At 63.8% G+C, this 25,207-nt stretch carries 21 protein-coding genes and 1 tRNA gene; 9 read left to right on the top strand and 13 right to left on the bottom strand.

What is annotated here, in order from left to right:
* Positions 1-3 precede the first annotated feature (3 nt).
* Positions 4-1,032 (top strand): alpha/beta hydrolase, encoded by a 1,029-nt coding sequence (locus tag AC1DVM_RS08790; RefSeq protein WP_477253767.1) that lies wholly within the window; start codon positions 4-6, stop codon positions 1,030-1,032.
* Positions 1,033-1,455: 423 nt separating this feature from the next.
* A complete protein-coding gene (locus AC1DVM_RS08785) occupies positions 1,456-3,162 on the top strand; it encodes a recombinase family protein (protein WP_477253766.1) in 1,707 nt (568 codons plus the stop codon).
* A gap of 372 nt (positions 3,163-3,534) precedes the next feature.
* Here the strand turns inward: AC1DVM_RS08785 and AC1DVM_RS08780 are convergent.
* Positions 3,535-3,609 (bottom strand) — tRNA-Lys (locus tag AC1DVM_RS08780).
* A gap of 252 nt (positions 3,610-3,861) precedes the next feature.
* On the opposite strand from AC1DVM_RS08780, the gene AC1DVM_RS08775 reads away from it, so the two are divergent.
* Both AC1DVM_RS08775 and AC1DVM_RS08770 read left to right on the top strand, forming a co-directional pair.
* Complete coding sequence (locus AC1DVM_RS08775) at positions 3,862-6,255, top strand: transketolase (RefSeq protein ID WP_477253764.1); 2,394 nt, start codon at positions 3,862-3,864, stop codon at positions 6,253-6,255.
* Between the two features lie 31 nt (positions 6,256-6,286).
* On the top strand, positions 6,287-7,348 hold the full coding sequence (locus AC1DVM_RS08770) for a hypothetical protein (RefSeq protein WP_477253762.1): 1,062 nt from the start codon (positions 6,287-6,289) through the stop codon (positions 7,346-7,348).
* Here AC1DVM_RS08770 and tgt read toward each other — a convergent pair.
* The 6 genes from tgt to coaD all read right to left on the bottom strand — a co-directional run bounded on the left by tgt (position 7,329) and on the right by coaD (position 11,879).
* Positions 7,329-8,501, bottom strand: a complete 1,173-nt coding sequence (gene tgt / locus AC1DVM_RS08765; RefSeq protein WP_477253760.1) for a tRNA guanosine(34) transglycosylase Tgt — start codon at positions 8,499-8,501, stop codon at positions 7,329-7,331. The genes AC1DVM_RS08770 and tgt overlap by 20 nt on opposite strands.
* Before the next feature lie 89 nt (positions 8,502-8,590).
* On the bottom strand, positions 8,591-9,676 hold the full coding sequence (gene queA / locus AC1DVM_RS08760) for a tRNA preQ1(34) S-adenosylmethionine ribosyltransferase-isomerase QueA (RefSeq protein WP_477253758.1): 1,086 nt from the start codon (positions 9,674-9,676) through the stop codon (positions 8,591-8,593).
* A 69-nt stretch (positions 9,677-9,745) separates the two neighbouring features.
* Complete coding sequence (locus AC1DVM_RS08755) at positions 9,746-10,213, bottom strand: peptidylprolyl isomerase (RefSeq protein ID WP_477253756.1); 468 nt, start codon at positions 10,211-10,213, stop codon at positions 9,746-9,748.
* Positions 10,214-10,270: 57 nt separating this feature from the next.
* Positions 10,271-10,783 carry a hypothetical protein gene (locus AC1DVM_RS08750; RefSeq protein WP_477253754.1) on the bottom strand — a complete coding sequence of 171 codons (513 nt, stop codon included), beginning with the start codon at positions 10,781-10,783 and terminating at the stop codon, positions 10,271-10,273.
* A gap of 19 nt (positions 10,784-10,802) precedes the next feature.
* On the bottom strand, positions 10,803-11,351 hold the full coding sequence (locus AC1DVM_RS08745) for a peptidylprolyl isomerase (protein ID WP_477253753.1): 549 nt from the start codon (positions 11,349-11,351) through the stop codon (positions 10,803-10,805).
* Positions 11,352-11,378: 27 nt separating this feature from the next.
* Positions 11,379-11,879, bottom strand: a complete 501-nt coding sequence (gene coaD / locus AC1DVM_RS08740; protein ID WP_477253751.1) for a pantetheine-phosphate adenylyltransferase — start codon at positions 11,877-11,879, stop codon at positions 11,379-11,381.
* 234 nt (positions 11,880-12,113) lie between these two features.
* On the opposite strand from coaD, the gene AC1DVM_RS08735 reads away from it, so the two are divergent.
* On the top strand, positions 12,114-12,728 hold the full coding sequence (locus AC1DVM_RS08735) for a hypothetical protein (RefSeq protein ID WP_477253749.1): 615 nt from the start codon (positions 12,114-12,116) through the stop codon (positions 12,726-12,728).
* 12 nt (positions 12,729-12,740) lie between these two features.
* Here the strand turns inward: AC1DVM_RS08735 and AC1DVM_RS08730 are convergent, their stop codons facing one another.
* Entirely contained in the window at positions 12,741-12,920 is a 180-nt protein-coding gene (locus tag AC1DVM_RS08730) for a hypothetical protein (protein ID WP_477253747.1), read from the bottom strand.
* A 519-nt stretch (positions 12,921-13,439) separates the two neighbouring features.
* The gene (gene gyrA / locus AC1DVM_RS08725) at positions 13,440-16,184 is read right to left on the bottom strand and encodes a DNA gyrase subunit A (RefSeq protein ID WP_477253782.1); all 2,745 of its coding nucleotides are present in this window, start codon (positions 16,182-16,184) and stop codon (positions 13,440-13,442) included.
* Between the two features lie 375 nt (positions 16,185-16,559).
* On the opposite strand from gyrA, the gene AC1DVM_RS08720 reads away from it, so the two are divergent.
* Both AC1DVM_RS08720 and AC1DVM_RS08715 read left to right on the top strand, forming a co-directional pair.
* Positions 16,560-17,117: a LemA family protein gene (locus tag AC1DVM_RS08720; RefSeq protein ID WP_477253745.1), complete on the top strand. Its 558-nt coding sequence runs from the start codon at positions 16,560-16,562 to the stop codon at positions 17,115-17,117.
* A gap of 9 nt (positions 17,118-17,126) precedes the next feature.
* A complete protein-coding gene (locus tag AC1DVM_RS08715; protein ID WP_477253744.1) occupies positions 17,127-18,128 on the top strand; it encodes a M48 family metallopeptidase in 1,002 nt (333 codons plus the stop codon).
* 3 nt (positions 18,129-18,131) lie between these two features.
* On the opposite strand, the gene AC1DVM_RS08710 is transcribed toward AC1DVM_RS08715, so the two are convergent.
* Positions 18,132-18,980 carry a hypothetical protein gene (locus tag AC1DVM_RS08710; RefSeq protein WP_477253743.1) on the bottom strand — a complete coding sequence of 283 codons (849 nt, stop codon included), beginning with the start codon at positions 18,978-18,980 and terminating at the stop codon, positions 18,132-18,134.
* Positions 18,981-19,048: 68 nt separating this feature from the next.
* Between AC1DVM_RS08710 and AC1DVM_RS08705 the strand changes: the two genes are divergently transcribed.
* The gene (locus AC1DVM_RS08705) at positions 19,049-19,684 is read left to right on the top strand and encodes a MarC family protein (protein ID WP_477253741.1); all 636 of its coding nucleotides are present in this window, start codon (positions 19,049-19,051) and stop codon (positions 19,682-19,684) included.
* Positions 19,685-19,693: 9 nt separating this feature from the next.
* Here AC1DVM_RS08705 and AC1DVM_RS08700 read toward each other — a convergent pair whose 3' ends face one another.
* The 3 genes from AC1DVM_RS08700 to AC1DVM_RS08690 form a co-directional block, all read right to left on the bottom strand.
* Complete coding sequence (locus tag AC1DVM_RS08700; RefSeq protein WP_477253739.1) at positions 19,694-20,815, bottom strand: M20 family metallopeptidase; 1,122 nt, start codon at positions 20,813-20,815, stop codon at positions 19,694-19,696.
* 226 nt (positions 20,816-21,041) lie between these two features.
* A complete protein-coding gene (locus AC1DVM_RS08695) occupies positions 21,042-21,554 on the bottom strand; it encodes a single-stranded DNA-binding protein (RefSeq protein ID WP_477253737.1) in 513 nt (170 codons plus the stop codon).
* Positions 21,555-21,668: 114 nt separating this feature from the next.
* On the bottom strand, positions 21,669-22,016 hold the full coding sequence (locus AC1DVM_RS08690) for a hypothetical protein (protein ID WP_477253736.1): 348 nt from the start codon (positions 22,014-22,016) through the stop codon (positions 21,669-21,671).
* A 240-nt stretch (positions 22,017-22,256) separates the two neighbouring features.
* Here AC1DVM_RS08690 and uvrA point away from each other — a divergent pair, with 240 nt between their 5' ends.
* Positions 22,257-25,205: an excinuclease ABC subunit UvrA gene (uvrA, locus tag AC1DVM_RS08685; RefSeq protein ID WP_477253734.1), complete on the top strand. Its 2,949-nt coding sequence runs from the start codon at positions 22,257-22,259 to the stop codon at positions 25,203-25,205.
* The last annotated feature ends 2 nt before the right edge of the window (positions 25,206-25,207 follow it).

Below are 25,207 nucleotides of genomic sequence, written 5' to 3'. Positions count from 1 at the left end.
CACATGGGCATCCTTGCACTGCCATCCGCCACCATGGCGCTCTCCCTGTTCCTGTTATCGGCCTGCTCGGCGGCGAACGCGACCGAGGCTGGCTTGGCGCATGACAGGCCCGGTGAGAGTGGAGAGCAGGCGGCAGGCGGAACCAAGCCGGTTCCCCTGACCGCAAACAGCAGCATCCGGGACATCCTGAACCATCCGGCCTTCTCGGGATTTGGGCGCCAGATATTGCCCTGGGACGACCGTCGCTATGACGAGAACATGCCGTTGGCGAACATAGGTTCGCTCCTGCCGTACCACACGCAGGTTCGCCCTCAGACCGTGGTGGGATCGTTAAACCGCATCATCGACGATGTCGGCAGGGGCAGGACCGTCTTCTACGACTTTTACACCGAGGCGCAGAAGCGGGCTGATCCGACGAAGGAGCAGACCGGATTGTTCTTCTTCCGCGGCAGTCCGGGAGCACCCTTCGCGGTGATTTCGCCCGGGGGTGGGTTCTCCTATGTCGGCTCCGTCCACGAGGGCTTTCCCTACGCCGCCGAGATCAGCGGCAAGGGCTACAATGCCTTCGTCTTGAAGTACCGGGCCGGACAAGGCGGCGCGATTGCCACCCAGGATCTGGCTGCGGCCATCACGTACATCTTCGAGAATGCCGAAGCCCTCGGGGTCGGTACTCACGGCTATTCCCTGTGGGGCAGCTCCGCGGGAGCGAGAATGGCAGCATCGATCGGGTCGCACGGCGTCGCCCGTTTCGGCGGTAAGTACCTGCCGAAGCCATCGGCTGTCGTAATGGCCTACACGGCCCATTCGGACCATTCGGCCGACGAGCCCCCAACTTTCGTGGCCGTCGGCGAGCAGGATGGGATCGCACCTCCCTCTGCTATGGAACAGCGAGTTGCGGCACTGCGCAAGTCCGGCTCGGAGGTGGAATACCGGAAGTACAAGAACCTTGGTCACGGCTTCGGGCTCGGTACCGGCACGAGTGCCGAAGGATGGGTCGCCGACGCCATCCGGTTCTGGGAAAACAATAAGTGATCGACGTCTCACCGACTTCTCCAGGATGGCAAAGGCCATCCAAAGTCAGCTCTGGGTCAAACTCAGCCTTAGATCCCGGCGGTAACAAGGTCTGTTTCCGCGCCCACTCCGGACACTCGCGGCAGTTTCGCCGGCTGGGCTTTGACCCTGGCCTAGCAACCCGCGTTGGTGAGATCTGGGTTGGCAACCGAGTTGCAAAAACTCAGGTTGGGCTGGGCTCAGAACCCGATGAACAGACGCCTTGCCGATCCTCAAACGACGGGCGATTTCGGATAGGCCTGACCCCTTGTCCTAACACACCCCCTTCTTAGAAAATCAAGGATGGCCACGCTGTAAGCACCTGAGCGCGGCTCGATTTGGCGCAAGCAGCTCTCTAAAGTAGCTTGGCCTGCCGATACGCGAGTCGCCTGACAGGATACACCAATGCGCGCTGCCATCTACGCCCGCTATTCGTCCGATCTCCAGTCGGCGTCGTCGGCCGAGGACCAGATCGCCATCTGCGAGGAGCGGATCGCCCGCGAGGGATGGACGGTCGCCGGGATCTTCGCTGACGAGGGCATCTCGGGCGCCAGCATGCTGCGCCCCGGCTACCAGAACCTGCTGCAAATGGCCCGCTCCGGCGGCTGCGACGTGGTGGTGGCCGAGGCGCTCGATCGGATCAGCCGCGACCAAGAGCATGTGGCGGCTTTGTTCAAGCAGATGATGTTTGCCGGCGTGCGGATCGTGACGCTGGCCGAGGGCGAGATTGGCGAGTTGCATGTCGGGCTCAAGGGGACGATGAATGCCCTCTTCCTCAAGGACCTCGCCGACAAGACCCGTCGTGGGCTTAAAGGCAGGGTCGAGAAGGGTCAGTCCGGCGGCGGTCTGTGCTTTGGCTATACGGTCAAGCGGGAGATCGCGACGGACGGCAGTCCGATCCGTGGCGGCCGCGCCATCGACGTAACGGAGGCCGCCATCGTCCGTCAGATCTTTGTCGATTTCGCCGCCGGCAAGAGCCCGCGCAGGATTGCCTTCGATCTCAATGACCGCGGCATCCCGGGACCCCGGGGTGCTGCCTGGGGCGCCTCGACCATCAACGGCAACCGTGCCCGCGGCACCGGCATCCTCAACAATGAACTTTATCGCGGACGGCTGGTCTGGAACCGCCTGCGCTACATGAAGGATCCGGATACCGGCAAGCGCCGCTCGCGGCCGAACGCTGACGAGGCTTTTGTCGTCCATGAGTTGCCGGAGCTCAGGATCAACGACGAGGCGCTGTGGCAGGCGGTGAAGGATCGCCAGGCGACGATGGCGCAGGACACCCGACCCGATGCTCGCTCGGCCCAAAAGCCGTTCCATCAGCAGACCCGGCCCAAGTTTCTGCTCTCGGGGCTGATGCAATGCGGCGCTTGCGGTGCCGGTTACGTCAAGGTCGGCCAGCACCGCTTTGGCTGTGCGGCTGCCCGCAACAAGGGCGCGGCCATCTGTACCAACATGCTGACCATCCGGCACGAGACGTTTGAGGCGATCGTCCTCGACGGCATCAGGAACGGGCTGATGGACCCGGCGCTGTTCAAGGTTTTTGCGGAGGAGTTTCATGCCGAGGTCAACCGCGGCCGGATCGGTGAGCGGGCGGCCAGAGCCTCGGCCGAGCAGGAGCTCGTCCGGACCAACAAACGCATCCGCCGCATCCTCGACCTCCTGACGGGGAGCGATGACGCACCGCGTTCTCTGCTGGACGACCTCAAGGCCCTGGAGGCGCGCAAGGTCGAGCTCGAGGCTGAGTTGAAGGTGCCCGCCGATAACCAGCCGCTGTTTCATCCGAACCTGGCGGAGATTTATCGGCAGAAGGTTTCGGACCTCGGCCACCTTCTCGAGGACCCAATCACCAAGGACCAGGCGTTCGACCTGATCCGCAGCTTGATCGAGGTGATCCGGCTGGTGCCGGAGGATGGCGCGCTCAAGGTCGAGCTGCGCGGCGCGCTCGCCGGCATTCTGGCGATGTGTAGTTCAAACGCAAGAAGCCGGACCCTTTCGGATCCGGCTTCTGCTGTTCGACAATTAAAGATGGTTGCGGGGACAGGATTTGAGCCTGTGACCTTCAATCGCAAACGCTGGCCGAGGACCGGGCTGGCGAATGTTGCGGTGTAAGCCGCACTTCCCGTCCGTGTGTAGCACAAATCTGCTGGCTAAATACGTGTCTATACGAAATCTAGTATCGTCCGATTAACCTTCGGCCGCTCCGACTCTATCAAGACCTGCAACACGTCCGCGCCTCTCGAAAGACCCCTCTCGCCCAAAAACGTTGGCAATTTTGGGACGCCTGGAATTTCAACCTACTGATCAGGAAAAGGGATTCCGCGCTGCTGCTTTGGGCCGCAGGAGGCTCTCGTCCTCATCGATCCGGCTCAGCAATTCGTCACACGACGACCCTGCGTTAGCCCTCCTGTAACCCACACCGTAATCGTACAATCCAGTGGAAGACAATTCACGAAAAAGTCTTTACTTTTCAGAGATCTGAGATGGTGAGCGCGGATGGGATCGAACCATCGACCCGCTGATTAAAAGTCAGCTGCTCTACCACTGAGCTACGCGCCCATCTCAGACCCCATGACGGCGAGCGATGTCGCCACATGCCGGCTAACCCATTGAAACACAGCCATCTTCAGCGAAGACAGGGTGCCATGCGGCCAAGCCTCTCCGAGGAAGGCGGCCCCTCCCGGAAGTGAGCCCGAAATAGGGGCTATCGGCTGGCGGGTCAMTCAAAAAGGCCTAGTATGAGCGCCGAAATTCAATCCCGCGGAAGGCCGTCGTCGACGGCCCTTCTCCGCTCTACCCTGGGCATAGACGATGACCGACCCGCGCCTGCCGTATCTTGCCGCGTTCGAACAGAAGATTCGCTGGCTCGCCAGCTGGACGATCCACAACGCCAATCATGTGCGTCCCAACCCCGACGGCATGAAGGTGGGTGGCCATCAGGCGTCCTCGGCCTCGCTTTCGACCATCATGACGGCTTTGTACCTGGCCGTCCTGAGACCGGAGGATCGGGTGGCGGTCAAGCCCCATGCGAGCCCGATCTTTCACGCCATCCAGTATCTGCTGGGCCATCAGACCCGCGAGAAACTCGAAAATTTTCGCGGCTACAAGGGCGCGCAATCCTATCCGTCCCGCACCAAGGACATCGACGACGTGGATTTTTCCACCGGTTCGGTCGGCCTGGGCGTGGCGCAGACCCTCTTCGCGAGCCTCGTTCAGGATTATGTGAAAGCCCATGATTGGGCGGCCGACCTTCCCGAGGGACGCATGATCGCGCTTCTCGGCGATGCGGAGATGGACGAGGGCAACATCTTCGAGGCCCTGCTGGAGGGCTGGAAACAGGGCCTTCGCAACACCTGGTGGATCATCGACTACAACCGCCAGAGCCTCGACGCTGTGGTGCGCGAAGGGTTGTTCGACCGCTTCGAATCGATCTTCCGCTCCTTCGGCTGGGACGTGGTCGTGCTGAAGCACGGCTCGCTGATGCGGGAAGCCTTCGCGGAGCCGGGCGGTGAGCGGCTGCGGCAATGGATCGACACCTGCCCCAACCAGCTTTACTCCGCCCTCACCTTCCAGGGCGGCGCGGCCTGGCGCAAGCGCCTGCTCGACGATCTCGGCGATCAGGGGGCCGTGACGCGGCTGATCGACAAGCGCAGCGACGACGAACTCGCGCGTCTGATGTCCAATCTCGGCGGGCATGACCTGCCGAGCCTGATCGAAGCGTTCGAGGCGATCGACCATGACCGTCCGACCGTCTTCATCGCCTATACCATCAAGGGCTTCGGCCTGCCGCTCGCCGGCCACAAGGACAATCACGCGGGGCTGCTCACGCCCACCCAGATGGACGGCTATCGCTCCTCCGCGAAGGTTCGCCCCGGCCACGAATGGGACCCGCTGGAGGGTCTCGACCTTTCCGAGGCCGAGCTGGAGGCCTTCCTGAAATCGGTGCCCTTCAATGCACGGGGAACCCGTCGTTACGAAGCCGCGAAGGTCGCCGTGCCGTCGAAACTCGCAACGCCCGATCAGCCAATCATGTCGACCCAGCAGGGTTTCGGGCTGATCCTCAACGAGCTCGCCCGATCGAACGAAGCGCTTGCCGACAGGATCGTCACCACGGCGCCCGACGTGACGGTGTCGACCAATCTCGGCGCGTGGGTGAACCGCCGCGGCCTGTTTGCCCGCGAAGAGATGAAGGACCTGTTCAAGTCGGAGCGCATCCCCTCGACCTTCACGTGGGATTTCGGGCCGCGCGGTCAGCACATGGAGCTCGGCATCGCCGAGATGAACCTGTTCATCCTGCTCTCGGCGCTGGGCCTCTCGCATTCGCTCTTCGGCGAACGCCTGCTGCCCATCGGGACCCTCTACGATCCGTTTATCTCGCGCGGTCTCGATGCACTCAACTATGCCTGCTACCAGGATGCGCGGTTCATGGTGGTGGCGACGCCCTCAGGTGTCACGCTCGCCCCGGAAGGCGGAGCTCACCAATCCATCGGCACGCCGCTGATAGGCCTCGCGCAGGACGGGCTCGCCTCCTTCGAGCCGGCCTTCGTCGACGAATTGTCGGTCATCATGCGATGGGCGTTCGACTACATGCAGCGGGATGGCGAGGGAGAGCCGAACGAGCGCACCTGGCTCCGGGACGAGACCGGCGGCTCGGTCTATCTCCGCCTCTCGACCCGCAACCTCGATCAGCCGCGGCGGGAAATGACTCCCGCGCTCGCATCGGACATCGTCGACGGGGCCTATTGGATGCGCGAGCCGGGCCCGAACGCCCAGGTGGTGGTGGCCTTCACCGGCGCCGTGGCGCCGGAAGCGATAGAGGCTATCGGCCTCATGGGCGAGGACCGTCGCGATATCGGGCTTCTCGCGATCACCTCCGCGGATCGCCTCAATGCCGGTTGGACGGCGGCGCAGCGCGCACGGGAACGGGGGCTCGTCCATGCGCGCAGCCACGTGGAGCGCCTGCTGGGTCAGGTTCCGTCCCATTGCGGGTTGATTACCGTCATCGACGGCCATCCGGCGACGCTGGCGTGGCTCGGCTCGGTGATCGGCCACCGCACGCGCTCGCTCGGGGTCGAGCATTTCGGACAGACCGGAACGGTCCGTGACCTCTACCGTCATTTCGGCATCGACGCCCAGGGCATCGTCGCCGCGGCCGAAATGATCGCGCCGGGACGACCGATCCGACATCTGAAGGCGCTGGGTTGACATCGCTTGCCGCTGCCGCGATCACGCTGGCATGAATCCGGACGTCACTGCAGCCCCCTGGCGGCGTTTCTCCCTGAGCCTCGCCATCACGGCGTTGGCGCTCACGGCCCTTCTCTACGCGTTCATCCTGGCGCTGGATCCCTTCGGGATGCGTGCCTCCGCCACGCAGGCCCCGACGCCGCTCATGGATTTGAACCAGCGGTTCATGTATCCGCAGGTGGTGCGGAGCGCGCGCTTCGATTCCGCGATTTTCGGCACCTCGACGATCAGGCTCGTCGATCCCGCCCGCCTCGACCGATCGATCGGCGGGAGTTTCGCGAATTTCGCCATGAATGCCGCGACGCCGTGGGAACAGTTGCAGCTCGCGGGCCTGTTCATGCGCCAGAACCCAAGGCCGAGATTTCTGGTTTTCGGCCTTGACGAGACGTGGTGCGAGGCCGATGCCGACCGCAAAAAGCTCACCTTTCGGACATTTCCCCCATGGCTCTACGACGACGACCCGTGGAACGGCTATGCGGAACTTCTCAACCTCACGACTCTCGAAATCGCAGGCCGTGTGGCGCTCCACAGGCTCGGTCTCATGCCGGAGCGCCTTCCGCATAACGGCTACGAGGTTTTCGTGCCCGACGAGTCGCTCTACGACATCAGGAAGGCGCGCGAGAACATTCGCCGGATGGCGCGGTCGGGCAACGGACCGGCGTCCTCAGCGCCGAGAGCCGCCCGGCAGATCGCCCCGTTCCCCGCCCTCGACTGGCTCGACGAGGCGTTGGTGCAGTCGCCACCCAGCGGGGCGGCTTTGCTCGCTTTCATGCCGGTCCACGCTGCGCTGCTTCCTCCGCCCGGCTCGGCGGGCGAGCAGCGCGAGGCGGCGTGCAAGGCGCGCGTCACGGAGATCGGGCGGCGCCACAACGCGTCGGTGGTTGATTTCAGGTTTCGCTCGCCGGTGACGGTCGAGGATTCCAATTACTGGGACGGTCTGCATTACCGCATCGGCATCGCCACCCGCATCGCCGATGCGCTCAGCACGGCGCAGAAGACGGGACGCGACGATCCGGCCGGCTTCTACAAGGTCCTCAATCCTCACCCGCGATAGCGACATTGTCGGCGTGCTCGGCGATCCCGGCGCGCTCGCCCGCGGCCCAGCCTTCCTTCACCTCTGCGATATGATCGTTGAGGCGGCCCTCGGCGATGGCCTTGCGAAGGCCCGCCATCAGCTCCTGGTAATAAGCCAGATTGTTCCAGGTCAGCAGCATCATGCCGAGAATCTCGTTCGAGCGGACGAGATGATGCAGATAGGCGCGCGAATAGCTGTTCGACGCCGCGCATTTCGATTCCGCATCAAGCGGCCGCGTGTCTTCGGCGTGTTTCGCATTGCGCATGTTCAGGCGGCCGTGACGGGTGAACACCTGCCCGTGCCGGCCCGCCCGGGTGGGCATGACGCAATCGAACATGTCGATTCCGCGCCGCACGGCTTCCACGATATCGTCCGGAGTTCCGACGCCCATAAGATAACGCGGCTTCGTCGTCGGCAGATGCGGTTCGACGATCTCGATCATGCGCAGCATGACGTCCTGCGGCTCGCCCACGGCCAGTCCGCCAATGGCGTAGCCCTTGAGGTCGAGCGCTGAAAGTTGCGTCGCGCTCTCGATGCGGAGCGCTTCCACCGCGCCGCCCTGCACGATGCCGAACATCGCCTTGCCGGGCTGGTCGCCGAACGCGATCTTGCAGCGCTCGGCCCAGCGCAGGGAAAGCCTCATGGCTTTCTCCGCGACCTCGTCCGTGCATGGCAGCTTGACGCATTCGTCGAGCTGCATCTGGATATCGGACCCGAGCAGACCCTGGATCTCGATCGAACGTTCGGGCGTCATCACGTGGGTTGAGCCGTCGATATGCGACTGGAAGGTCACGCCGGTTTCGTCGATCTTGCGCAGGGCTGCGAGCGACATCACCTGGAAGCCGCCGGAATCCGTCAGGATCGGGTAAGGCCAGTTCATGAACTTATGCAGGCCACCGAGTTGCGCAACGCGCTCCGCGCCGGGGCGCAACATGAGATGATAGGTGTTTCCCAGCACCACATCAGCGCCCAGGGCCTTCACCTGATCGGGATACATCGCCTTCACGGTGCCCGCCGTACCCACCGGCATGAATGCTGGCGTGCGGATGACCCCGCGCGGCATGCGGATCTCGCCCGTGCGCGCGGTTCCGTCAGTCTTGGAAACGGTGAAGGTAAACTGGTCGGTGCTCATATACGATCCTGGAGGCAATCTGCATCTTGGACAGGTAGCGGAAATCGTCACCGGACGCGCAGAACAGCGTCGTGCGGAAGTGAAGTGTTTTACCGGGTATCGTCCCTGAACAGCAAGCTGCCGTCCCCGTACGAATAGAAACGATAACCGTTCTCGATAGCGTGGCCGTAGGCGGCCCGCATCCGGTCCATCCCGGCGAAGGCCGACACCAGCATGAACAGGGTCGATCGGGGAAGGTGGAAATTGGTCATCAGAATGTCGACCGCCTTGAAGCGGTAACCGGGCGTGATGAAGATCGCCGTATCGCCGGAAAACGACGCGACGGTCCCGTCGTCCTGCGCGGCGCTCTCCAGAAGCCGCAGGGATGTCGTTCCAACCGCCACCACCCGCCCGCCGCGCGCCTTCGCGTCGTTGATCGCGCGCGCCGTCTCCTCGCTCACGGAGCCCCATTCGGCATGCATGCGATGATCGCCGGTATCGTCCGCCTTCACCGGCAGGAAGGTGCCGGCGCCCACATGCAGGGTGACGAAATGACAGTCGATTCCGCGCTCGCGAAGCTTGCGGAAGAGATCGGGGGTGAAATGAAGCCCCGCGGTCGGCGCCGCGACGGCGCCCTCGTCCTGCGCATAGATTGTTTGATAATCGTGGAGGTCTTTCTCGTCGGTCGTGCGTTTGCCAGCGATGTAGGGCGGCAGGGGCAGCTCACCAAGACGCGCGATGGCTTCGTCGAGAAAGGGACCGGAGAACGAAAAGCGGAGCACCACCTCCCCGCCCTCCTGTTTCTCGATCACCTCCGCGTCGAGGCGCACCAATTCGCACGCCGTGCTCTCCGACGCTTCGCCGAAGCGGATGCGATCGCCGACGGCGAGCTTTTTTGCCGGTCGCGCGAAAGCGCGCCAGCGATCGGCGCTCTCACGCTTGTGCAGCATGATCTCGACCTTGGCGGCGGTCTCCTCGCGAACGCGAAGGCCGTAGAGGCGCGAGGGAATGACTTTGGTGTCGTTGAGCACCAGAACGTCGCCCGGCTGCAGCAATTCAGGCAGATCGCGAATGATCCTGTCGTCGAAACCGGCATCCGGACGCACCACCAGCATCCTGGCGGCATCGCGCGGCTCCACAGGGCGGAGTGCGATGCTGCTTTCGGGCAGTTCGAAATCAAACAGGTCGACGCGCATTCAAATTCCTCGATGCCGCCCATCGATCATTCGGGCCGTTGGGCAGGCCCGAATGATCCATGACGGCGTTCAGGCTGCGTCGGCCGCGACCTTCATGGACACGATCCGGTCAGGCTCGCGAACAGGTTCGCCGCGCTTGATCTTGTCGACGTTTTCCATGCCTTCGCTCACCTTGCCCCAGACGGTGTATTGCTTGTCGAGGAAACGCGCATCGTCGAAGACGATGAAGAACTGCGAGTTGGCCGAGTTCGGCGCGGAGGTGCGGGCCATGGAGCAGACACCACGCACATGCGGCTCGGCGTTGAATTCGGCCTTCAGGTCGGGCAGGTCGGAACCGCCGGTGCCGGTGCCATTCGGGCAACCCGTCTGCGCCATGAAGCCGTCGATGACCCGGTGAAACGCGATACCGTCATAAAATCCCTTGCGGGCGAGGGTCTTGATGCGCTCCACATGGCCGGGGGCGAGATCGGGGCGGAGTTCGATGACGACCTTTCCCTTGGTGGTTTCGAGCACGAGTGTGTTTTCGGGGTCTGCCATGGGGATCTCCTGTGTTGGCGTAAGAATATTTGGCATGAGAGCGTGAGGGCGTACCGTTCACATAGGTGCGGTATCGCTGAAACGGAAGATGAAAACGCGCCCGGCCACCGCCGCGCCGAGCTTTTCCGTAAAGGGAAGCGGCCGGCATCGCGCAAACGCCTCGCGGACCGATTGGCTAAAAGCTTCGCGTTTCCCGGCCCCGCCGGAGCCGGGCCGGTAATACGTAATTCTCGGTTGCCCGAGCACTTCGCCTTTGCGCGTAAAGGCAAGCCTGAGCGTGATTTCCTGTCCGGACGACCCCTCGCCGTCCGGCACTTGCCAGCAACCGCCGAGCGCGCGGAAAATCTCCGCCAGCGTGTCGATGCGTGACAGGCGTTCGTTCGATCGCGGGCGAACGGTGCCGCTGAGATTCTCCGACAATTGGGGAACCGGCTCGAGCTGCTGCATCCTCTCGTCCGGATCGCCAAAGTCCTGCGCGACAACCAAATTCGGCATCGCACCGATGAGCAAGGCGGCAGAGGCTGCCATCAGCGGCCGCGTCTGCCCGACCTTGTGAAGCGTGCGGCGCATACGGCCTTGCCCGACACGCTTACTTCGCCTCGGCTGCGACCTGCATTTTCACGATCTTGTCGGGGGCCGTCACCATGCCGTTCGCGGCCGAATTCCCCTTCTTGATCTTGTCCGCCACGTCCATGCCGGACACGACCTCGCCGAAGATGGTGTACTGGCCCGTCAGGGGACCGCAGCCGTCGTAGCAGATGAAGAACTGGCTGTTGGCCGAATCGGGGCTCTGCGACCGGGCCATCCCGACCGAACCGCGCTTGAACTGGGTCTTGGTGAATTCCGCCGGCACGTTCGGCAGGTCGGACTTGCCGGTGCCGGTGCCTGTAGGATCGCCCGTCTGGGCCATGAACCCGTCGATGACCCGGTGGAACACGACGCCGTCGTAAAAGCCCTTTTTGGCCAGGGCCTTGATCTGCTCCACGTGCTTGGGAGCGAGATCCGGGCGCAGCCGGATCGTGATGCGGCCATCCTTGGTATCGAGGAAGATGGTGTTTTGCGGATCCGCGGCATTCTGCGCGGCGACCGGAAGGAGGCTGGCGAGCACGAGCGCTCCGGCTGCGAACAAACGCTTCATTGGTAGTTCTCCCTTGAGGATAACGGCTCAGCGCCGGTTGAATGTGTCCTGGAGGCGCCGCGCGACGAGCTCCGGCACGAAGGCCGAGACGTCGCCACCCATCCCGGCGATCTGACGCACGAGCGTGGCGGTGATGGGGCGAAAAGCCGGTGATGCGGCAAAGAAAACGGTCTGGATCTCCGGCGCCATGGCGGCATTCATCGACGCCATCTGGATCTCATAATCGAAATCCGTACCGTCCCGCAGGCCGCGCACGATCAGCGTCGCGCCATGCCGGCGGGCGGCCTCGATGGCGAGATCCTTGAAGGTCGTAACCTCGACCGTCGCGCCCTCGGCCTCGGCAACCGGGCCGCACACGGTCTTGATCAGCTCGGCACGGTCCTCGACCGTGAGGAACGGCGTCTTCGAGGAATGAACCCCGATCGCCACCACGATACGGTCCGCCACGCGGCATGCCTGCCGCACCACGTCCAGATGGCCGTTGGTGATGGGGTCGAAGCTTCCGGTGAACAAAGCGGTGCGGGTCATAGGCAATGAGGTAGCGTGGGGAGAGCGTCGGGGCAAGCGGGGGCAGAGGATTGCCGAAGGTCCGCCCCCCGGGCGCCTCAGGTCTGGGGTGTGCGATGGGATCGCGCGCTCGTCGATTCCGCAGGCACCCGCCCGTGGAGCATTCCGGGCAGCGCCGCGATGCCGTTACGGCAACTTGAAGTGGTAATTCTCCTTGTTAGAATCGGCTCCATTGCCACCATCGGGTGACCGGACATGATTGCCTCCCTCCTTCCCCGCTTCGGTTTGTGGACCGTCCTTTTTCTCGCATGCCTGCCCTCGCCCTCAGTGCTGGCGCAGGAACGGCCGGCGCGGGACGGTGATAAGATCGTCGTCGTCGAAGGCCATGCGTTTCCCCAGTCCATCGCCGGACTCGTGCGAGGGTCGACCACGACCTACCAAGCGCCCGGCTACGGCTTCAGCGTCCGTTACACGAGCGGCGCGGCAAGCTGGGCTGACATCTATCTCTACGACAAGGAGTTCAACCTCGCCCCTCCACCCAAGGATGCGCTCAAGGGCGAGATGGTGCAGGTCCTGCGGGAAATCCTGATCGCGCAAGAGCGTGGCAGCTACGAGAACGCGAAAATCGAGACCGCCTCGCTCGAGAAGAACCTCGCCTCCGCGCGGCTGAGCGTCACCGCCGACGGACGCGAGCACCTGTCCTTCGCCTTCCTCACCATCGCCCATGGCAAGTTCCTGAAGATCCGGTTCTCCACGCGCGAGGGGAAAGCCGGCCAAAAACGGGCCGACGCCTTCCGAAACGCCGTCTTCGCCCTCATCCGGAAATCAGCCCCGGTCGTCCGACCGCAACGCGACCCGCGCTTCATCTAGGCGAGCGGGCCGTCAGATTTCGTCGGCTCTCAGCACTTTCATCTCGGCCCCGCAATCGGCACAACGACCGAAATCGGGCGCCGCGATCATCCGTATCGTCCCGCAATGGGGACAGCCCATCAGCGCGGGAACCAACGTGCCGGCGAGGACACTCGGCCCCAGGGGGAACACCGGACCGGATTGTTCAGCCATCGCGGCCTCCATGGTTCAGGGAGCAGCGAATTTGGCCATGGCCCTCCCGCGCGGTCAATTGCCCATGGGGATACCGGCGCGACCGGCTCCAGACGCCGCACCCCGGTTCTGCAAGCGCATCGCTCCCAGTCCGGCCTCAGCCCCTGTGCGAAAGCGCACGCCGTTACGTCACCTACTATGCGAGAACAAGCTCGACCTTGCAGAAAAGGAGGGTCTCGTGATCTTTCGTCTTGCTGTCGTGTTTGCCACCGCCGCCATCGTCCTCAGCCCTGCCGCGTGGGCCGGTCTGAGCCTCACGTCTCTGTAACGCGTCGCCACCCGGGCCGCGGCCCAGCAGCCGCGCCCCCTTTACGCAAACGAATGGCCGGGACAAGCCCGGCCATGTGACGGTTTTGGGTACCGATGCCCGGGACTCTTGCTCAGAGTTCCGTGAGACGCACCAGGCAACAGTTTCAGTCCCGCGTTCTGTTGAGCGGCGGTGGGTTCCGGGTCATCCGCAGGCGTGAAGGCGGCGAGGCGTCAAGCCTCTCCGCCATCCGGGTTTTGCTCTTCGCCGCCGTCCACCGGGCCGGTCTCATCAGAGCCGTTCTCATCCTCGGCGGATTCCGCGTCCTCACCCTCGATGTGTTCCACCGAGACGACCTTCTCCTTGCCCTTGGTGGAGAAGACCGTCACGCCCTGCGAATTGCGGCCGACTGTCCGAATTCCGTCGACCGGCACGCGGATGAGCTGGCCATTGTCGGTGACCAGCATGATCTGGTCCGAGTTCTCGACCGGGAAGGACGCGACGAGCTGACCGTTGCGGCTGTTGACCGCCATGGCCGTGATGCCTTTGCCGCCACGTCCCGTGATGCGGTATTCGTACGACGAGGTCCGCTTGCCGTAGCCCTTTTCCGAAATAGTCAGGATGAACTGCTCGTAGGCGCTCATCTCGGTGTAGCGCTCCATCGAGAGCGCTTCGCCGGCGACGTTCTCCTCGTCGCCCGCATCCGAGACCTCACCCGTGGCATCGGCGGCTGCGGCCTCTCCCATGACAGCGCGGCGCATCTTGAGGTAGCCCGCGCGCTCCTCGCCGCTCGCCGCCATATGGCGAAGGATCGCCATGGAGATGATGCCGTCGCCTTCGGCCAGGTTGATACCGCGCACGCCCATGGAATCGCGGCCCTTGAAGACGCGCACCTCCGGCACCGCGAAGCGGATGCACTGGCCCCTGGCGGTGGTGAGCAGCACGTCATCGTCCTCGGTGCAGATCTGCACATCGACGATCGACTCGCCCGCATCGAGCTTCATGGCGATCTTGCCGCCGCGATTGACCTGGATGAAGTCCGACAGCTTGTTGCGGCGCACCGTACCCCGCGACGTGGCGAACATCACRTCCAGCTTGTCCCAGGTCGTCTCGTCCTCCGGCAGCGGCATGATCGTGGTGATGCGCTCGTCCTTATCGAGCGGCAGCATGTTCACCAGCGCCTTGCCCTTGGCGTTCGGGGCGGCGAGCGGCAGACGCCACACCTTTTCCTTATAAGCCTGTCCCTTGGACGAGAAGAAGATCACCGGCGTGTGGGTGTTCACCACGAAGAGCCGGGTGACGAAATCCTCGTCGCGGGTCACCATGCCGGCGCGGCCCTTGCCGCCACGACGTTGTGCCCGATAGGTCGAGAGCGGCACGCGCTTGATGTAGCCGGCATGCGACACGGTCACGACCATGTCTTCGCGCTGGATCAGGTCCTCGTCGTCCACATCCGCTTCCCAATCCATGATCTGGGTGCGGCGCGGCGTCGCGAAGGAGTCGCGGATCTGCGCGAGTTCGTCCTTGATGATCGACATGATGCGGACGCGCGACCGCAGGATGTCGAGGTAGTCGGAAATTTCAGCCGCGAGCTTCGACAATTCGTCGCCGATCTCATCGCGGCCGAGGGCGGTCAGCCGCTGCAGGCGCAGCTCGAGGATGGCGCGGGCCTGCGCCTCCGAGAGCCGGTAGGAGCCGTCATCGTTGATCTTGTGACGCGGGTCGTCGACCAGCAGGATCAACGGCGCGATATCCTGCGCCGGCCAGTCGCGGCCCATCAGCGCTTCGCGCGCCGAATTGGGATCCGGCGCGGTGCGGATCAGGCGAATAACCTCGTCGATATTGGCCACCGCGATCGCCAGGCCGCACAACACGTGGGCGCGCTCGCGGGCCTTGTTCAGCAGGTATTTGGTACGGCGGGATACCACTTCCTCGCGGAAATCCACGAAGGCCTTGATGAGGTCCTTCAACGTCATCAGTTCGGGGCGTCCGCCGTTCAGCGCCACCATGTTGGCGCCGAAGCTCGTCTGCAGCGGGGTGTAGCGGTAGAGCTGGTTGAGCACGACGTCCGCCATCGCGTCGCGCTTGATCTCGATGACGATGCGCATGCCGTCGCGATCGGATTCGTCGCGGAGATCCGAAATGCCCTCGATCTTCTTCTCGCGAACGAGCTCGGCGATCTTCTCGATCAGCGTCGCCTTGTTCACCTGATAGGGGATCTCGTTGATGATGATCGCTTCGCGCTCCTTGCGCACGACCTCGATCTCGGATTTGCATCGCATGATGATCGAACCGCGACCTGTCATGTAGGCAGAGCGCGCGCCGGAACGTCCGAGGATCATCGCGCCGGTCGGGAAATCCGGGCCGGGAATGAGCTCGATGAGACGTTCGGTCGAGACATCGGGGTCTTCGATGAAGGCAAGGCAGCCGTCGATGACTTCGCCGAGGTTGTGCGGCGGCATGTTGGTGGCCATGCCGACCGCGATCCCGCCCGCGCCGTTGACCAGGAGATTCGGGAAGCGGGCCGGCAAAACGACCGGTTCGTATTTCGACTCGTCGTAGTTGGGGCTGAAATCGACCGTGTCCTTGTCGATATCTTCCAAAAGCGGCATCGCCGCACGGGTGAGGCGCGACTCGGTGTAACGCATGGCTGCCGGGGGATCGCCGTCGACGGAGCCGAAATTGCCCTGCCCGTCCACGAGCAGCAATCGCATGGCGAAATCCTGCGCCATGCGCACCAACGCGTCGTAGATCGACTGGTCGCCGTGCGGGTGATACTGACCCATCACATCACCGACGATGCGGGACGATTTCACGTGCTTCTTGTCGGGCGTATAGCCGCTCTCGTTCATGGCGTAGAGAATGCGCCGGTGCACGGGTTTCAGGCCGTCGCGGGCGTCGGGGAGAGCGCGGCTCACGATCACGCTCATGGCGTAATCGAGGTAGGAGCGCTTCATCTCGTCGACGATGGAAATCATCTTGACGTCGCTGGCTGGCTGATCGCCGCCAGGGCGGGTATCGTTCGGATCGGTCAAGGTCGGTCTTTCTCAAAACGCCCGGCGGTGCGAGCCGCGCGAAGCGCAACCCGTCCCGGCAAAATCGCCGCCCGCGAATCGGCGAGCGAATCCGGGCGGTGAAACCAATGAAATCAACCCGTTAGATGGCCGATGAACGCGCGTTTTTCAAGGCATTTCGGGAGCTTATCCAAAGGCCGAAGGTCTCATGTCGGATCGAAACGGCAGGCAAGCCTGATCGCCGCGACCCGATAGGATGTTGATCCTATAGACGCCGTGATCTTGCTGGCTTTCGCGGCGTATGGCATGTGTCGCAAGGGAAAACGCGAAGGATCGGCGATGGACTTGATTCTCTGGGCTGTGGTGGGCCTCGTCGCCATCTATGCGACCACGACCTATAACGGCCTCGTGACGCTGCGGACCCGCGTGAACCAGGCTTTTGCCGATATCGACGCCCAGTTGAAGCAGCGCCATGACCTCGTCCCCAACCTCATCGCCACGGTCAAAGGTTACGTGGCCCATGAGCGCGAGACGTTGGAGGCGGTGGTCGAGACGCGCAACAAGGCCCTCGCCGCTCAAGCACCCGTCGATCAGGCGGCCGCCGAGACAGCGCTGTCGGGGGCGATTGGCCGCTTGCTCGCTCTCGGGGAGGCTTATCCCGACCTGAAGGCCAGCCAGAACTTCCAGCAGTTGCAGACGGACCTGGCCGATATCGAGGATAAACTCGCGGCGGCCCGCCGGTTCTTCAATAACGGCGTCGCGGAATACAACGCGGCGATCCAGCATTTTCCGGCCGTCCTCTTCGCGGGCCTCATGGGTTTCCGGGCCCGGACCTTCTTCGATCTGGGCGAGGCGGCGCGCCAAAGCCTCGACGCGCCGCCGAAGGTCGCGTTCTGAACCGCGGCCGTGTTTCCTGCCTTCGGCCTCTACACGCATATTCAGGCCAATCGCCGTCGCTCGGCGATCCTCATTGCAGGCCTGTTCATCCTCTTCTACCTGATGACCTATGGGCTCGCGCTGCTGGTGGCGGTCTTCGCAGGAGACGAGTCGGGTACGTTCGAGACATTTTTGTCGGACGCCGCCGTCCTGACGCTTTTTCTCGCGCCGGCCGTCACAGCTTGTGTCGCCCTGTGGATCTGGTGCGTGACGCTGTTCAACACGCATATTCTCGATCTCGCCACCGGAGCGAAAGGCGTGTCGAAGGCCGACGAGGCCCAGCTTTTCGTCGTTTTGCAGAATTTGTGCATCTCACGCGGAATGACGATGCCGCAATTGCGGATCATCGAGACTGATGCGCCCAACGCCTTTGCAAGCGGGATGAGCGCCGACCGATACGCCATCACGGTGACGCGCGGGCTTCTCGACCTCTTGGACAAGCACGAGCTCGAGGCGGTGCTCGCGCACGAACTCACGCATATCCGCAACGGCGACGTGCGGACCATGATCGTCGCGGTGCTGGCCGTGGGGGTGATGTCGTTCGTGGGTGAAACCGCGTGGCGCTCGCTTGCCGCCGGAGAGAACCGATCCGATCGGAAAAGCGGCGGCAGGCTCGCGGCCATGACAGTGGCAGGGGGACTTCTGGTCGTCRCCTGGGTCCTGTCGATCGTCATTCGCTTTTCGCTCTCACGACGTCGCGAATATCTCGCCGATGCGGGCTCCGTGGAGCTTACCCACGATGCCGATGCGATGATTTCCGCCTTGCGAAAAATCGATCGGAAGGGGGATATCGACGGCGCGCCGTCGGCGGTCATGGAGCTCTGTCTCGACAACCCGCGCCGCGGGTTTTCAAATCTCTTCGCCACGCACCCCTCCATCGAGGAGCGGATCGAGGCTCTGGTGCGGTACGGGGGCGGACAGCCGCCGGCGAATCGGCCTGTCTCCCTGACCGACGCGTCTGAACCGGCGTGAGCCTTAGACCCTCAGCAAGAGCGCCGTCGCGTCGTCGCTGAGCTTGAAGCGAGGGAAAAGGATGCCATCCGGATCTTCGTGGGTCTCGATCAGCCGCGCCACTCTTGCAAGCGCCGCAAGGCCCTGATCCAAAGCTGCCCGCAACACCTCCTCGGCATCCATTCTGCCGTAGAGATCCACCAGCGCCGAGAACCCGTCGCTCGTGAGAAGGATCTCGCTGCCGCTCGGGCAGGCCACGCGGGCATGGCGCATCCGGTCAGCGGCACCCGGATCGAGCCCGAGCAACGCGAGAGCGCCGCTCTGCTTCTGCCGTTCGCGACGGCTCGCGAGCCAATCTCGAAACAGCGGCGACTGACCGATTGTTTTCGGCGTGCACCCGCTGGCCTTCAGCAATTCGGCGGCCTTCGCCATTTCAAACCGCCGCAGCTCCGGCGCATCGCCGACCGTGATGACCGCGCAGCCGGGCGGACGAACGAACGCGGTGGTGTCGGCGAAGGTCCACACGTCGAGGACGGCATCGCGCCAGCGCACGAGGGTCATGGCGCCCACCGGCCACGTCATGAAATCGTGCCGCTCGGGCGACGCCTTCTGGAAGAAAACGACGCGCGCTTCCTCCATGACGTGGCGGACGAGTGCCGCGCCCTCATCCGCACTTGGGGCGAGGTCCGACAGGCGCTCGCTGGCGAATGTCGCGAGCCACATTGCATCGCTGCGATCGTTCATGATCGGCGGCGTTCCGGGGAAGATCGACGTGTCGATGACCCACGCGAACTCGCCGCTCGCGCCGCACGAATCCTCGTTGGCCTTGTCGGGGAAGCCCGGCAGGCTGACGCGATCCAAAACCGTGAACATCGTTGCGCGACCTCTCGCCAAACTCCATCCGAGAGGGCATACCTATCCCCCGCGACGAGGTCCAGCCCATGCTTCTCGACTTTATATCCGCCGCTCTGGTGACGATCCTCGTGACCCTGGATCCGCCCGCGCTGGCGCCGATCTTCGTATCGTTGACGCGCGGCATGAACGCCTCGGAGCGTAAGCGCGTCGCCATGCGCGCGGCCCTCATCGCCTTTTGCATTCTGGCATTCTTCGGTCTGGGCGGGGAAATCCTGCTGCGGCTCCTCGGCGTCGGAATTCCGGCATTTCGCATCTCGGGCGGCCTGCTGCTGTTCTGGATCGCCTTCGAGATGGTGTTCGAGCGCCGCAACGAGCGCAAGCAGCACACGGCCGATGTGGCGATCACCGAGGATCACATCCGCAACGTCGCCGCCTTCCCGCTGGCGATCCCGCTCATGGCGGGCCCGGGCGCCATCACCGCCATCATTCTGCTGGCCGGTCGCGCGGGCGGACAGATCACCTATCTGTCGGCGCTCATCGCGCTCATCGCCCTCGGCGTGCTGAGTTGCTTCGTCGTGTTCATGGCCGCCGACCGGGTTTCCCGCTGGCTCGGGGTGACCGGCAACATCGTGCTGAGCCGGCTGCTGGGCGTCATCCTGGCCGGGCTCGCCGTGCAATTCATCATCAACGGCGTCGAGGCGCTGGTAAGACCGGCGCTCTGATCGACAGTCTCAGCGAAGCGTTTCCAGCAGGCGCGTCATCAATTGGCGGCGCGGCGCGATCGACGAGATCAAGCCATATTCCTGCAAGGTGTGCGCGCCGTCGCCATCGATGCCGAGGCCATCGAGAGTCGGCGTGCCGATGGCTGCGGTGAAATTGCCGTCCGAGCCGCCGCCTGCGCGGGGCGATGAAACGAGGTCGAATCCGATCTCTGAAGCGAGCGACTTCGCGTGGTCGAAGAGACGCGCCGTTCCTTCGCTGCATTCATAGGGAGGACGGTTCATTTCGCCCGTGACGGTGACCTTGAAATCCGGGTTCGCGGCTTGCAACGCCATGATGGCAGCAGCGAGAACCTCGCCGTCCGCCACCGTTTCGACGCGCAGGTCGATGGGGAAATGACAATGCTGCGGGATCGTGTTCACCGCCGTGCCGCCGGAGATCATCCCGACCGTCGTGGTGACGCCGCGCGAATAATCCGTCATGGCCTCGACGGCGAGGATCTGGCGGGCCGCCTCGTAGATGGCGTTGCGCCCGTCGGGATGGCGTGACCCCGCATGGGCCGGACGCCCTTCCACGTGAACGTCGAAGCGGCCGACGCCCTTGCGCGAGGTGACGATCTTGCCGCCCTCGCGGGCGGGCTCCGTCACCAGTGYGAAGGCCGAGCGGCGCCCGATGCTTTCGATGATCGGACGGGTCATCGGCGAGCCGATTTCCTCATCGGGCGTGACGATGAACGCCATGGGGCGCGCCGCATTGCCCGCGCGCGCCACGTCCTTGAAGGCCTCGAGGGCGAACCAGGCGCCTGCCTTCATGTCGTAGATCCCGGGTCCGTAGAGTCGATCGCCCTCGATCCGCAGCGGCAGGTCGGTCTCGATGGTCCCGACAGGATGAACGGTGTCGAGATGCGACATGACGAGGATCGCAGGCTCGTCCCTCTGCGGCCCCGCGCGCAGGATCAGCGCGTCGCCGAGGCCGTGGGCGYCCGGCAGACGCTCGATCGCGACCGGCGCATCCGCCATCTGGGTCACAACGAGATCCATCATCAGGTTGACGCCGGCCACGTCGTGGGTCGGGCTTTCGGTGCGGATCCAGGTCAGGAGGGTGTCGAGGCCAGAGTGGGAGGACAGGGTCATGGAAAGCCGATTGTGAGCCAGGGAAAGCGGTGCGCCCGCCCCCTATACAAGCCGCCGGAGCCGCTGTCACTTTCAGCGTGAATACGTAAGAGCGCCGAAACCGATCGGTAATGTTGTGTTATTACGTGCACGGCATTYGGGACTGCCCGCTCTGCCTTGATCTTTGAGAACAGCAAAGGCCCGGATTGCTCCGGGCCTCTTGTTTATCCTCGGCGTAAAGTCTGGCCTAGAACGGGATGTCGTCGTCGATATCGCCGTATTTCGAGCCCCCGCCCGAGGCAGGCGCGGGACGCCGGTTTTCCATCGGGGAGGAACTGCCGAAATCGCCGCCGCGGCTGATCTGACCGCCGCCGCCCTGGTCCTCGGCATAATCTCCGCCCCCGCCACCACGGCTGTCGAGGAGGGTCAATTCGCCCCGGAAACGCTGCAGGACGATCTCGGTGGTGTATTTTTCCTGGCCGGACTGATCCTGCCATTTGCGGGTCTGGAGTTGGCCCTCGATGTAAACCTTCGAGCCCTTTTTCAGGTATTGCTCGGCGACGCGGGCGAGGTTCTCGTTGAAGATGACGACCGAGTGCCACTCGGTCTTCTCCTTGCGCTCGCCGCTCTGCTTGTCCTTCCAGGATTCGGACGTGGCGATGCGCAGGTTGACCACGGGATCGCCCGACCCGAGCCGGCGCACTTCCGGGTCCCGGCCCAGATTGCCCACCAGGATCACTTTGTTAACGCTGCCCGCCATCTGAGCCACTCCGTTCCAAATACCAAGGCTGTGTTCTGCGGCGCGAATGCGCCGGGGACAAGACGAAGGATGGTCGCTGCCCTCCCCTGTCCCCAATAAAAGGGCTCCGCGTTCCTAGGGACCGACGATGCGGCGGACCTCGGCCAACGCGCCTTCGCACCCGGCGCGATCCCCGGCCGCGTCGGCTTTGCGGGCCAGCGCCAGAGCGCTCAGCGCGGGTTCGAGGGCCGTCCCCTCACCGAGCTTCTGTTCCGCGCTCGCGATGGAGCCAGGGGTCGGTTGCCGGTGCACCTGCGCCGCCGTGCTCTGCGTCCCGGTCGCACCCGCTCCGGCGATCGCGTCGACCCGTTGATCGAGCTGAGCCTGCGCCCGATCGATCTCGGCGGTGCACGGCCCGGCAAGGCTGGGCTGGGCCCAAAGCAGCGCCGCAAGTCCTGCAAATCCCAATCGCATCGCATTCATCGGCCGACCTCCCCGACAACATCGCCGCAAGCCTACCTCAGCTCAGCTCAGCCGCAAGGGCATGCCCAATGTTCGCGCTCCGCAAGGTCTGCATCCGCTTCGCGGATTGCCGGTCGTACCCTTTTTGTTCTAGGATAGGGTAACCCGAATCGCCGCACCGGTTGTTTCCGCGGCCCGATGAGCACATATCCCGGAGCCGTGCCGAAGAGGCCGGCTTCCCATTTCAGAGCTTGAGCATCGATGGCTAAACTCGACGATCTGTTCAACCGCGCCCGGGCGGGTGATCCCAACGCGCGTGTGATCTCGGTGCGGGGCGCGCGCGAGCACAACCTCAAGAATGTCGACCTGATGGTGCCCCGGGACCAGCTCGTGGTGTTCACGGGTCTTTCCGGATCCGGCAAGTCCTCGCTCGCCTTCGACACGATCTACGCGGAGGGCCAGCGTCGCTACGTGGAATCGCTGTCGGCCTATGCGCGCCAGTTTCTGGAAATGATGCAGAAGCCGGATGTCGACCAGATCGACGGGCTCTCGCCCGCCATCTCCATCGAGCAGAAGACGACCTCGCGCAATCCGCGCTCGACGGTCGGGACCGTGACGGAGATCTACGACTACATGCGCCTGCTCTGGGCGCGGGTCGGCATTCCCTATTCTCCCGCCACCGGCCTGCCGATCGAGAGCCAGACCGTCAGCCAGATGGTCGACCGGGTGCTGGAATTGCCCGCCAAGACCCGCCTCTATCTGTTGGCGCCCGTGGTGCGGGGGCGCAAGGGCGAATACCGCAAGGAAATCGCCGAGTTCCAGAAGAAGGGCTTCCAGCGCCTGAAGATCGACGGCGAATATTATGCCATCGACGAGACGCCGGTTCTCGACAAGAAGTTCAAGCACGACATCGACGTGGTGGTGGACCGCATCGTGGTGCGCGACGACATCGCGGCGCGACTGGCGGAATCCTTCGAGACGGCGCTCGACCTTACGGACGGCATCGCCGTCGTGGAATATGCCGATGAGAAGGACGAGAAGGGCCAGCCGAAACGGATCGTCTTCTCGTCGAAATTCGCCTGCCCGGTCTCCGGCTTCACGATTCCCGAAATCGAGCCGCGCCTTTTCTCGTTCAACAATCCATTCGGCGCCTGCCCGACCTGCGGCGGCATCGGCCACGAAATGACCATCGACGAAGCGCTGATCGTGCCTGACGAGGGCATCTCGCTCAAGCGCGGCGCCATCGCGCCCTGGGCCAAATCATCGTCGCCGTATTACGCGCAGACGCTGGAAGCGATCACGCGGCATTACAAGTCGTCGATGACGAAGCCCTGGGCGGAATTGTCCGACACGGTGCGCGAGGTCATTCTCTTCGGATCGGGCGACACGAGCATTCGCATGGCCTATGACGACGGCCTGCGCGCATACGAGGTCAGGAAGCCCTTCGAGGGAGTCATCACCAACCTCGAACGCCGCTACAAGGAAACCGACAGCGACTGGGCGCGCGACGAGATCGGCCGCTACATGAGCGAGACGCCGTGCGCGGCCTGCAACGGCAAGCGGCTCAAGCCCGAGGCGCTGGCGGTGAAGATCGCCGGCTCGGATATCGGCRATGCCACGGGTCTCTCAGTTCGCGACGCCCATGAGTGGTTCGGCCGCCTCACCGAGCAATTGACACCGAAGCAGAACGAGATCGCGGGCCGCATCCTGAAAGAGATCCGGGAGCGCCTGACCTTCCTGGTGGATGTGGGGCTCGAATACCTGACGCTTGCCCGCGCCTCGGGAACGCTGTCCGGCGGTGAGAGCCAGCGCATCCGGCTCGCGAGCCAGATCGGCTCCGGGTTGACGGGCGTGCTGTACGTGCTCGACGAGCCGTCGATCGGCCTGCACCAGCGCGACAACGAACGCCTTCTCGTGACCCTGAAGCGCCTGCGCGACCTCGGCAACACCGTGATCGTCGTCGAGCATGACGAAGATGCGATCCTGCAGGCCGATTACGTCTTCGATATCGGCCCCGGCGCCGGCATCCATGGCGGCGAGATCGTCGCCGAGGGCACGCCGCCGGAGATCCTCTCGAACGCCAAGTCGCTGACGGGCAAATATCTCACGGGCGAAATGTCCGTGAAGGTGCCGCCGAAACGCCGCAAGCCGTCGAAGAGCCGGACGCTGAAGGTGGTGGGCGCGAAGGGCAACAACCTGAAAAACGTGACGGCGGAAATTCCCCTCGGCACGTTCACGTGCATCACCGGCGTGTCGGGCGGCGGCAAATCGACTCTCGTCATCGACACGCTCTACAAGGCCGTGGCGCGCAAGCTCAACGGCTCCATGGAGCACCCCGCCCCGTTCGATCGCATCGAAGGGCTTGAGCACCTCGACAAGGTCATCGACATCGACCAGTCGCCCATCGGCCGCACGCCGCGCTCGAACCCCGCAACTTACGTGGGTGCGTTCACGCCGATCCGCGAATGGTTCGCCGGGTTGCCGGAGGCCAAGGCCCGCGGCTACCAGGCTGGCCGGTTTTCATTCAATGTCAGGGGTGGACGCTGCGAGGCCTGCTCGGGCGATGGCGTCATCAAGATCGAGATGCACTTCCTGCCGGACGTCTACGTTACCTGCGATGTCTGCAAGGGCAAGCGCTACGATCGCGAAACGCTCGAGGTGAAGTATCGCGACCATTCCATCGCCGACGTGCTCGACATGACGGTGGAAGAAGCTCGCGACCTGTTCAAGGCCGTGCCGTCGATCCGCGAAAAGATGCAGACGCTCGCCCGTGTCGGCCTCGATTACGTGCATGTGGGCCAACAGGCGACGACCTTGTCGGGCGGCGAGGCGCAGCGCGTCAAGCTGTCGAAGGAACTGTCGAAACGCGCGACGGGGCGTACGCTCTATATTCTCGACGAACCCACTACCGGCCTGCATTTCCACGACGTGGCGAAGTTGCTCGAAGTGCTGCACGAGCTGGTCGACCAGGGGAATTCCGTGGTCGTGATCGAGCACAACCTCGAGGTCATCAAGACCGCCGATTGGGTGATCGACATGGGGCCGGAAGGCGGCGACGGCGGGGGCCAGATCGTCGCGCAGGGCACGCCGGAGGATATCTGCAAGGTGAAAGAGAGCTACACCGGGCGTTTCCTCAAGGATGTCCTCGCCCGCCGGCCTTTAAAGAAAGCCGAGCCCAAGGGCAAAGTCGCGAAGGTCGCGGCGGAATAAGG

Source organism: Microvirga sp. P4_A5, assembly GCF_056402495.1.
Note: the sequence above shows the minus strand (reverse complement) of the source record. Positions and strands in the feature narration are given on the sequence as shown.

Bases quoted from the DNA above. Each gene is read 5' to 3' on its own strand.
- AC1DVM_RS08720 (WP_477253745.1), top strand. From the start codon at position 16,560: ATGGACTTGATTCTCTGGGCTGTGGTGGGCCTCGTCGCCATCTATGCG.
- coaD (WP_477253751.1), bottom strand. From the start codon at position 11,879: ATGACCCGCACCGCTTTGTTCACCGGAAGCTTCGACCCCATCACCAAC.
- AC1DVM_RS08755 (WP_477253756.1), bottom strand. From the start codon at position 10,213: ATGGCAGACCCCGAAAACACACTCGTGCTCGAAACCACCAAGGGAAAG.
- AC1DVM_RS08690 (WP_477253736.1), bottom strand. From the start codon at position 22,016: ATGAATGCGATGCGATTGGGATTTGCAGGACTTGCGGCGCTGCTTTGG.
- AC1DVM_RS08710 (WP_477253743.1), bottom strand. From the start codon at position 18,980: ATGTTCACGGTTTTGGATCGCGTCAGCCTGCCGGGCTTCCCCGACAAG.
- queA (WP_477253758.1), bottom strand. From the start codon at position 9,676: ATGCGCGTCGACCTGTTTGATTTCGAACTGCCCGAAAGCAGCATCGCA.
- AC1DVM_RS08785 (WP_477253766.1), top strand. From the start codon at position 1,456: ATGCGCGCTGCCATCTACGCCCGCTATTCGTCCGATCTCCAGTCGGCG.
- AC1DVM_RS08695 (WP_477253737.1), bottom strand. From the start codon at position 21,554: ATGGCGGGCAGCGTTAACAAAGTGATCCTGGTGGGCAATCTGGGCCGG.
- tgt (WP_477253760.1), bottom strand. From the start codon at position 8,501: ATGAGCACCGACCAGTTTACCTTCACCGTTTCCAAGACTGACGGAACC.
- AC1DVM_RS08705 (WP_477253741.1), top strand. From the start codon at position 19,049: ATGCTTCTCGACTTTATATCCGCCGCTCTGGTGACGATCCTCGTGACC.
- AC1DVM_RS08735 (WP_477253749.1), top strand. From the start codon at position 12,114: ATGATTGCCTCCCTCCTTCCCCGCTTCGGTTTGTGGACCGTCCTTTTT.
- AC1DVM_RS08790 (WP_477253767.1), top strand. From the start codon at position 4: ATGGGCATCCTTGCACTGCCATCCGCCACCATGGCGCTCTCCCTGTTC.
- AC1DVM_RS08750 (WP_477253754.1), bottom strand. From the start codon at position 10,783: ATGCGCCGCACGCTTCACAAGGTCGGGCAGACGCGGCCGCTGATGGCA.
- AC1DVM_RS08730 (WP_477253747.1), bottom strand. From the start codon at position 12,920: ATGGCTGAACAATCCGGTCCGGTGTTCCCCCTGGGGCCGAGTGTCCTC.
- AC1DVM_RS08770 (WP_477253762.1), top strand. From the start codon at position 6,287: ATGAATCCGGACGTCACTGCAGCCCCCTGGCGGCGTTTCTCCCTGAGC.
- AC1DVM_RS08745 (WP_477253753.1), bottom strand. From the start codon at position 11,351: ATGAAGCGTTTGTTCGCAGCCGGAGCGCTCGTGCTCGCCAGCCTCCTT.
- AC1DVM_RS08775 (WP_477253764.1), top strand. From the start codon at position 3,862: ATGACCGACCCGCGCCTGCCGTATCTTGCCGCGTTCGAACAGAAGATT.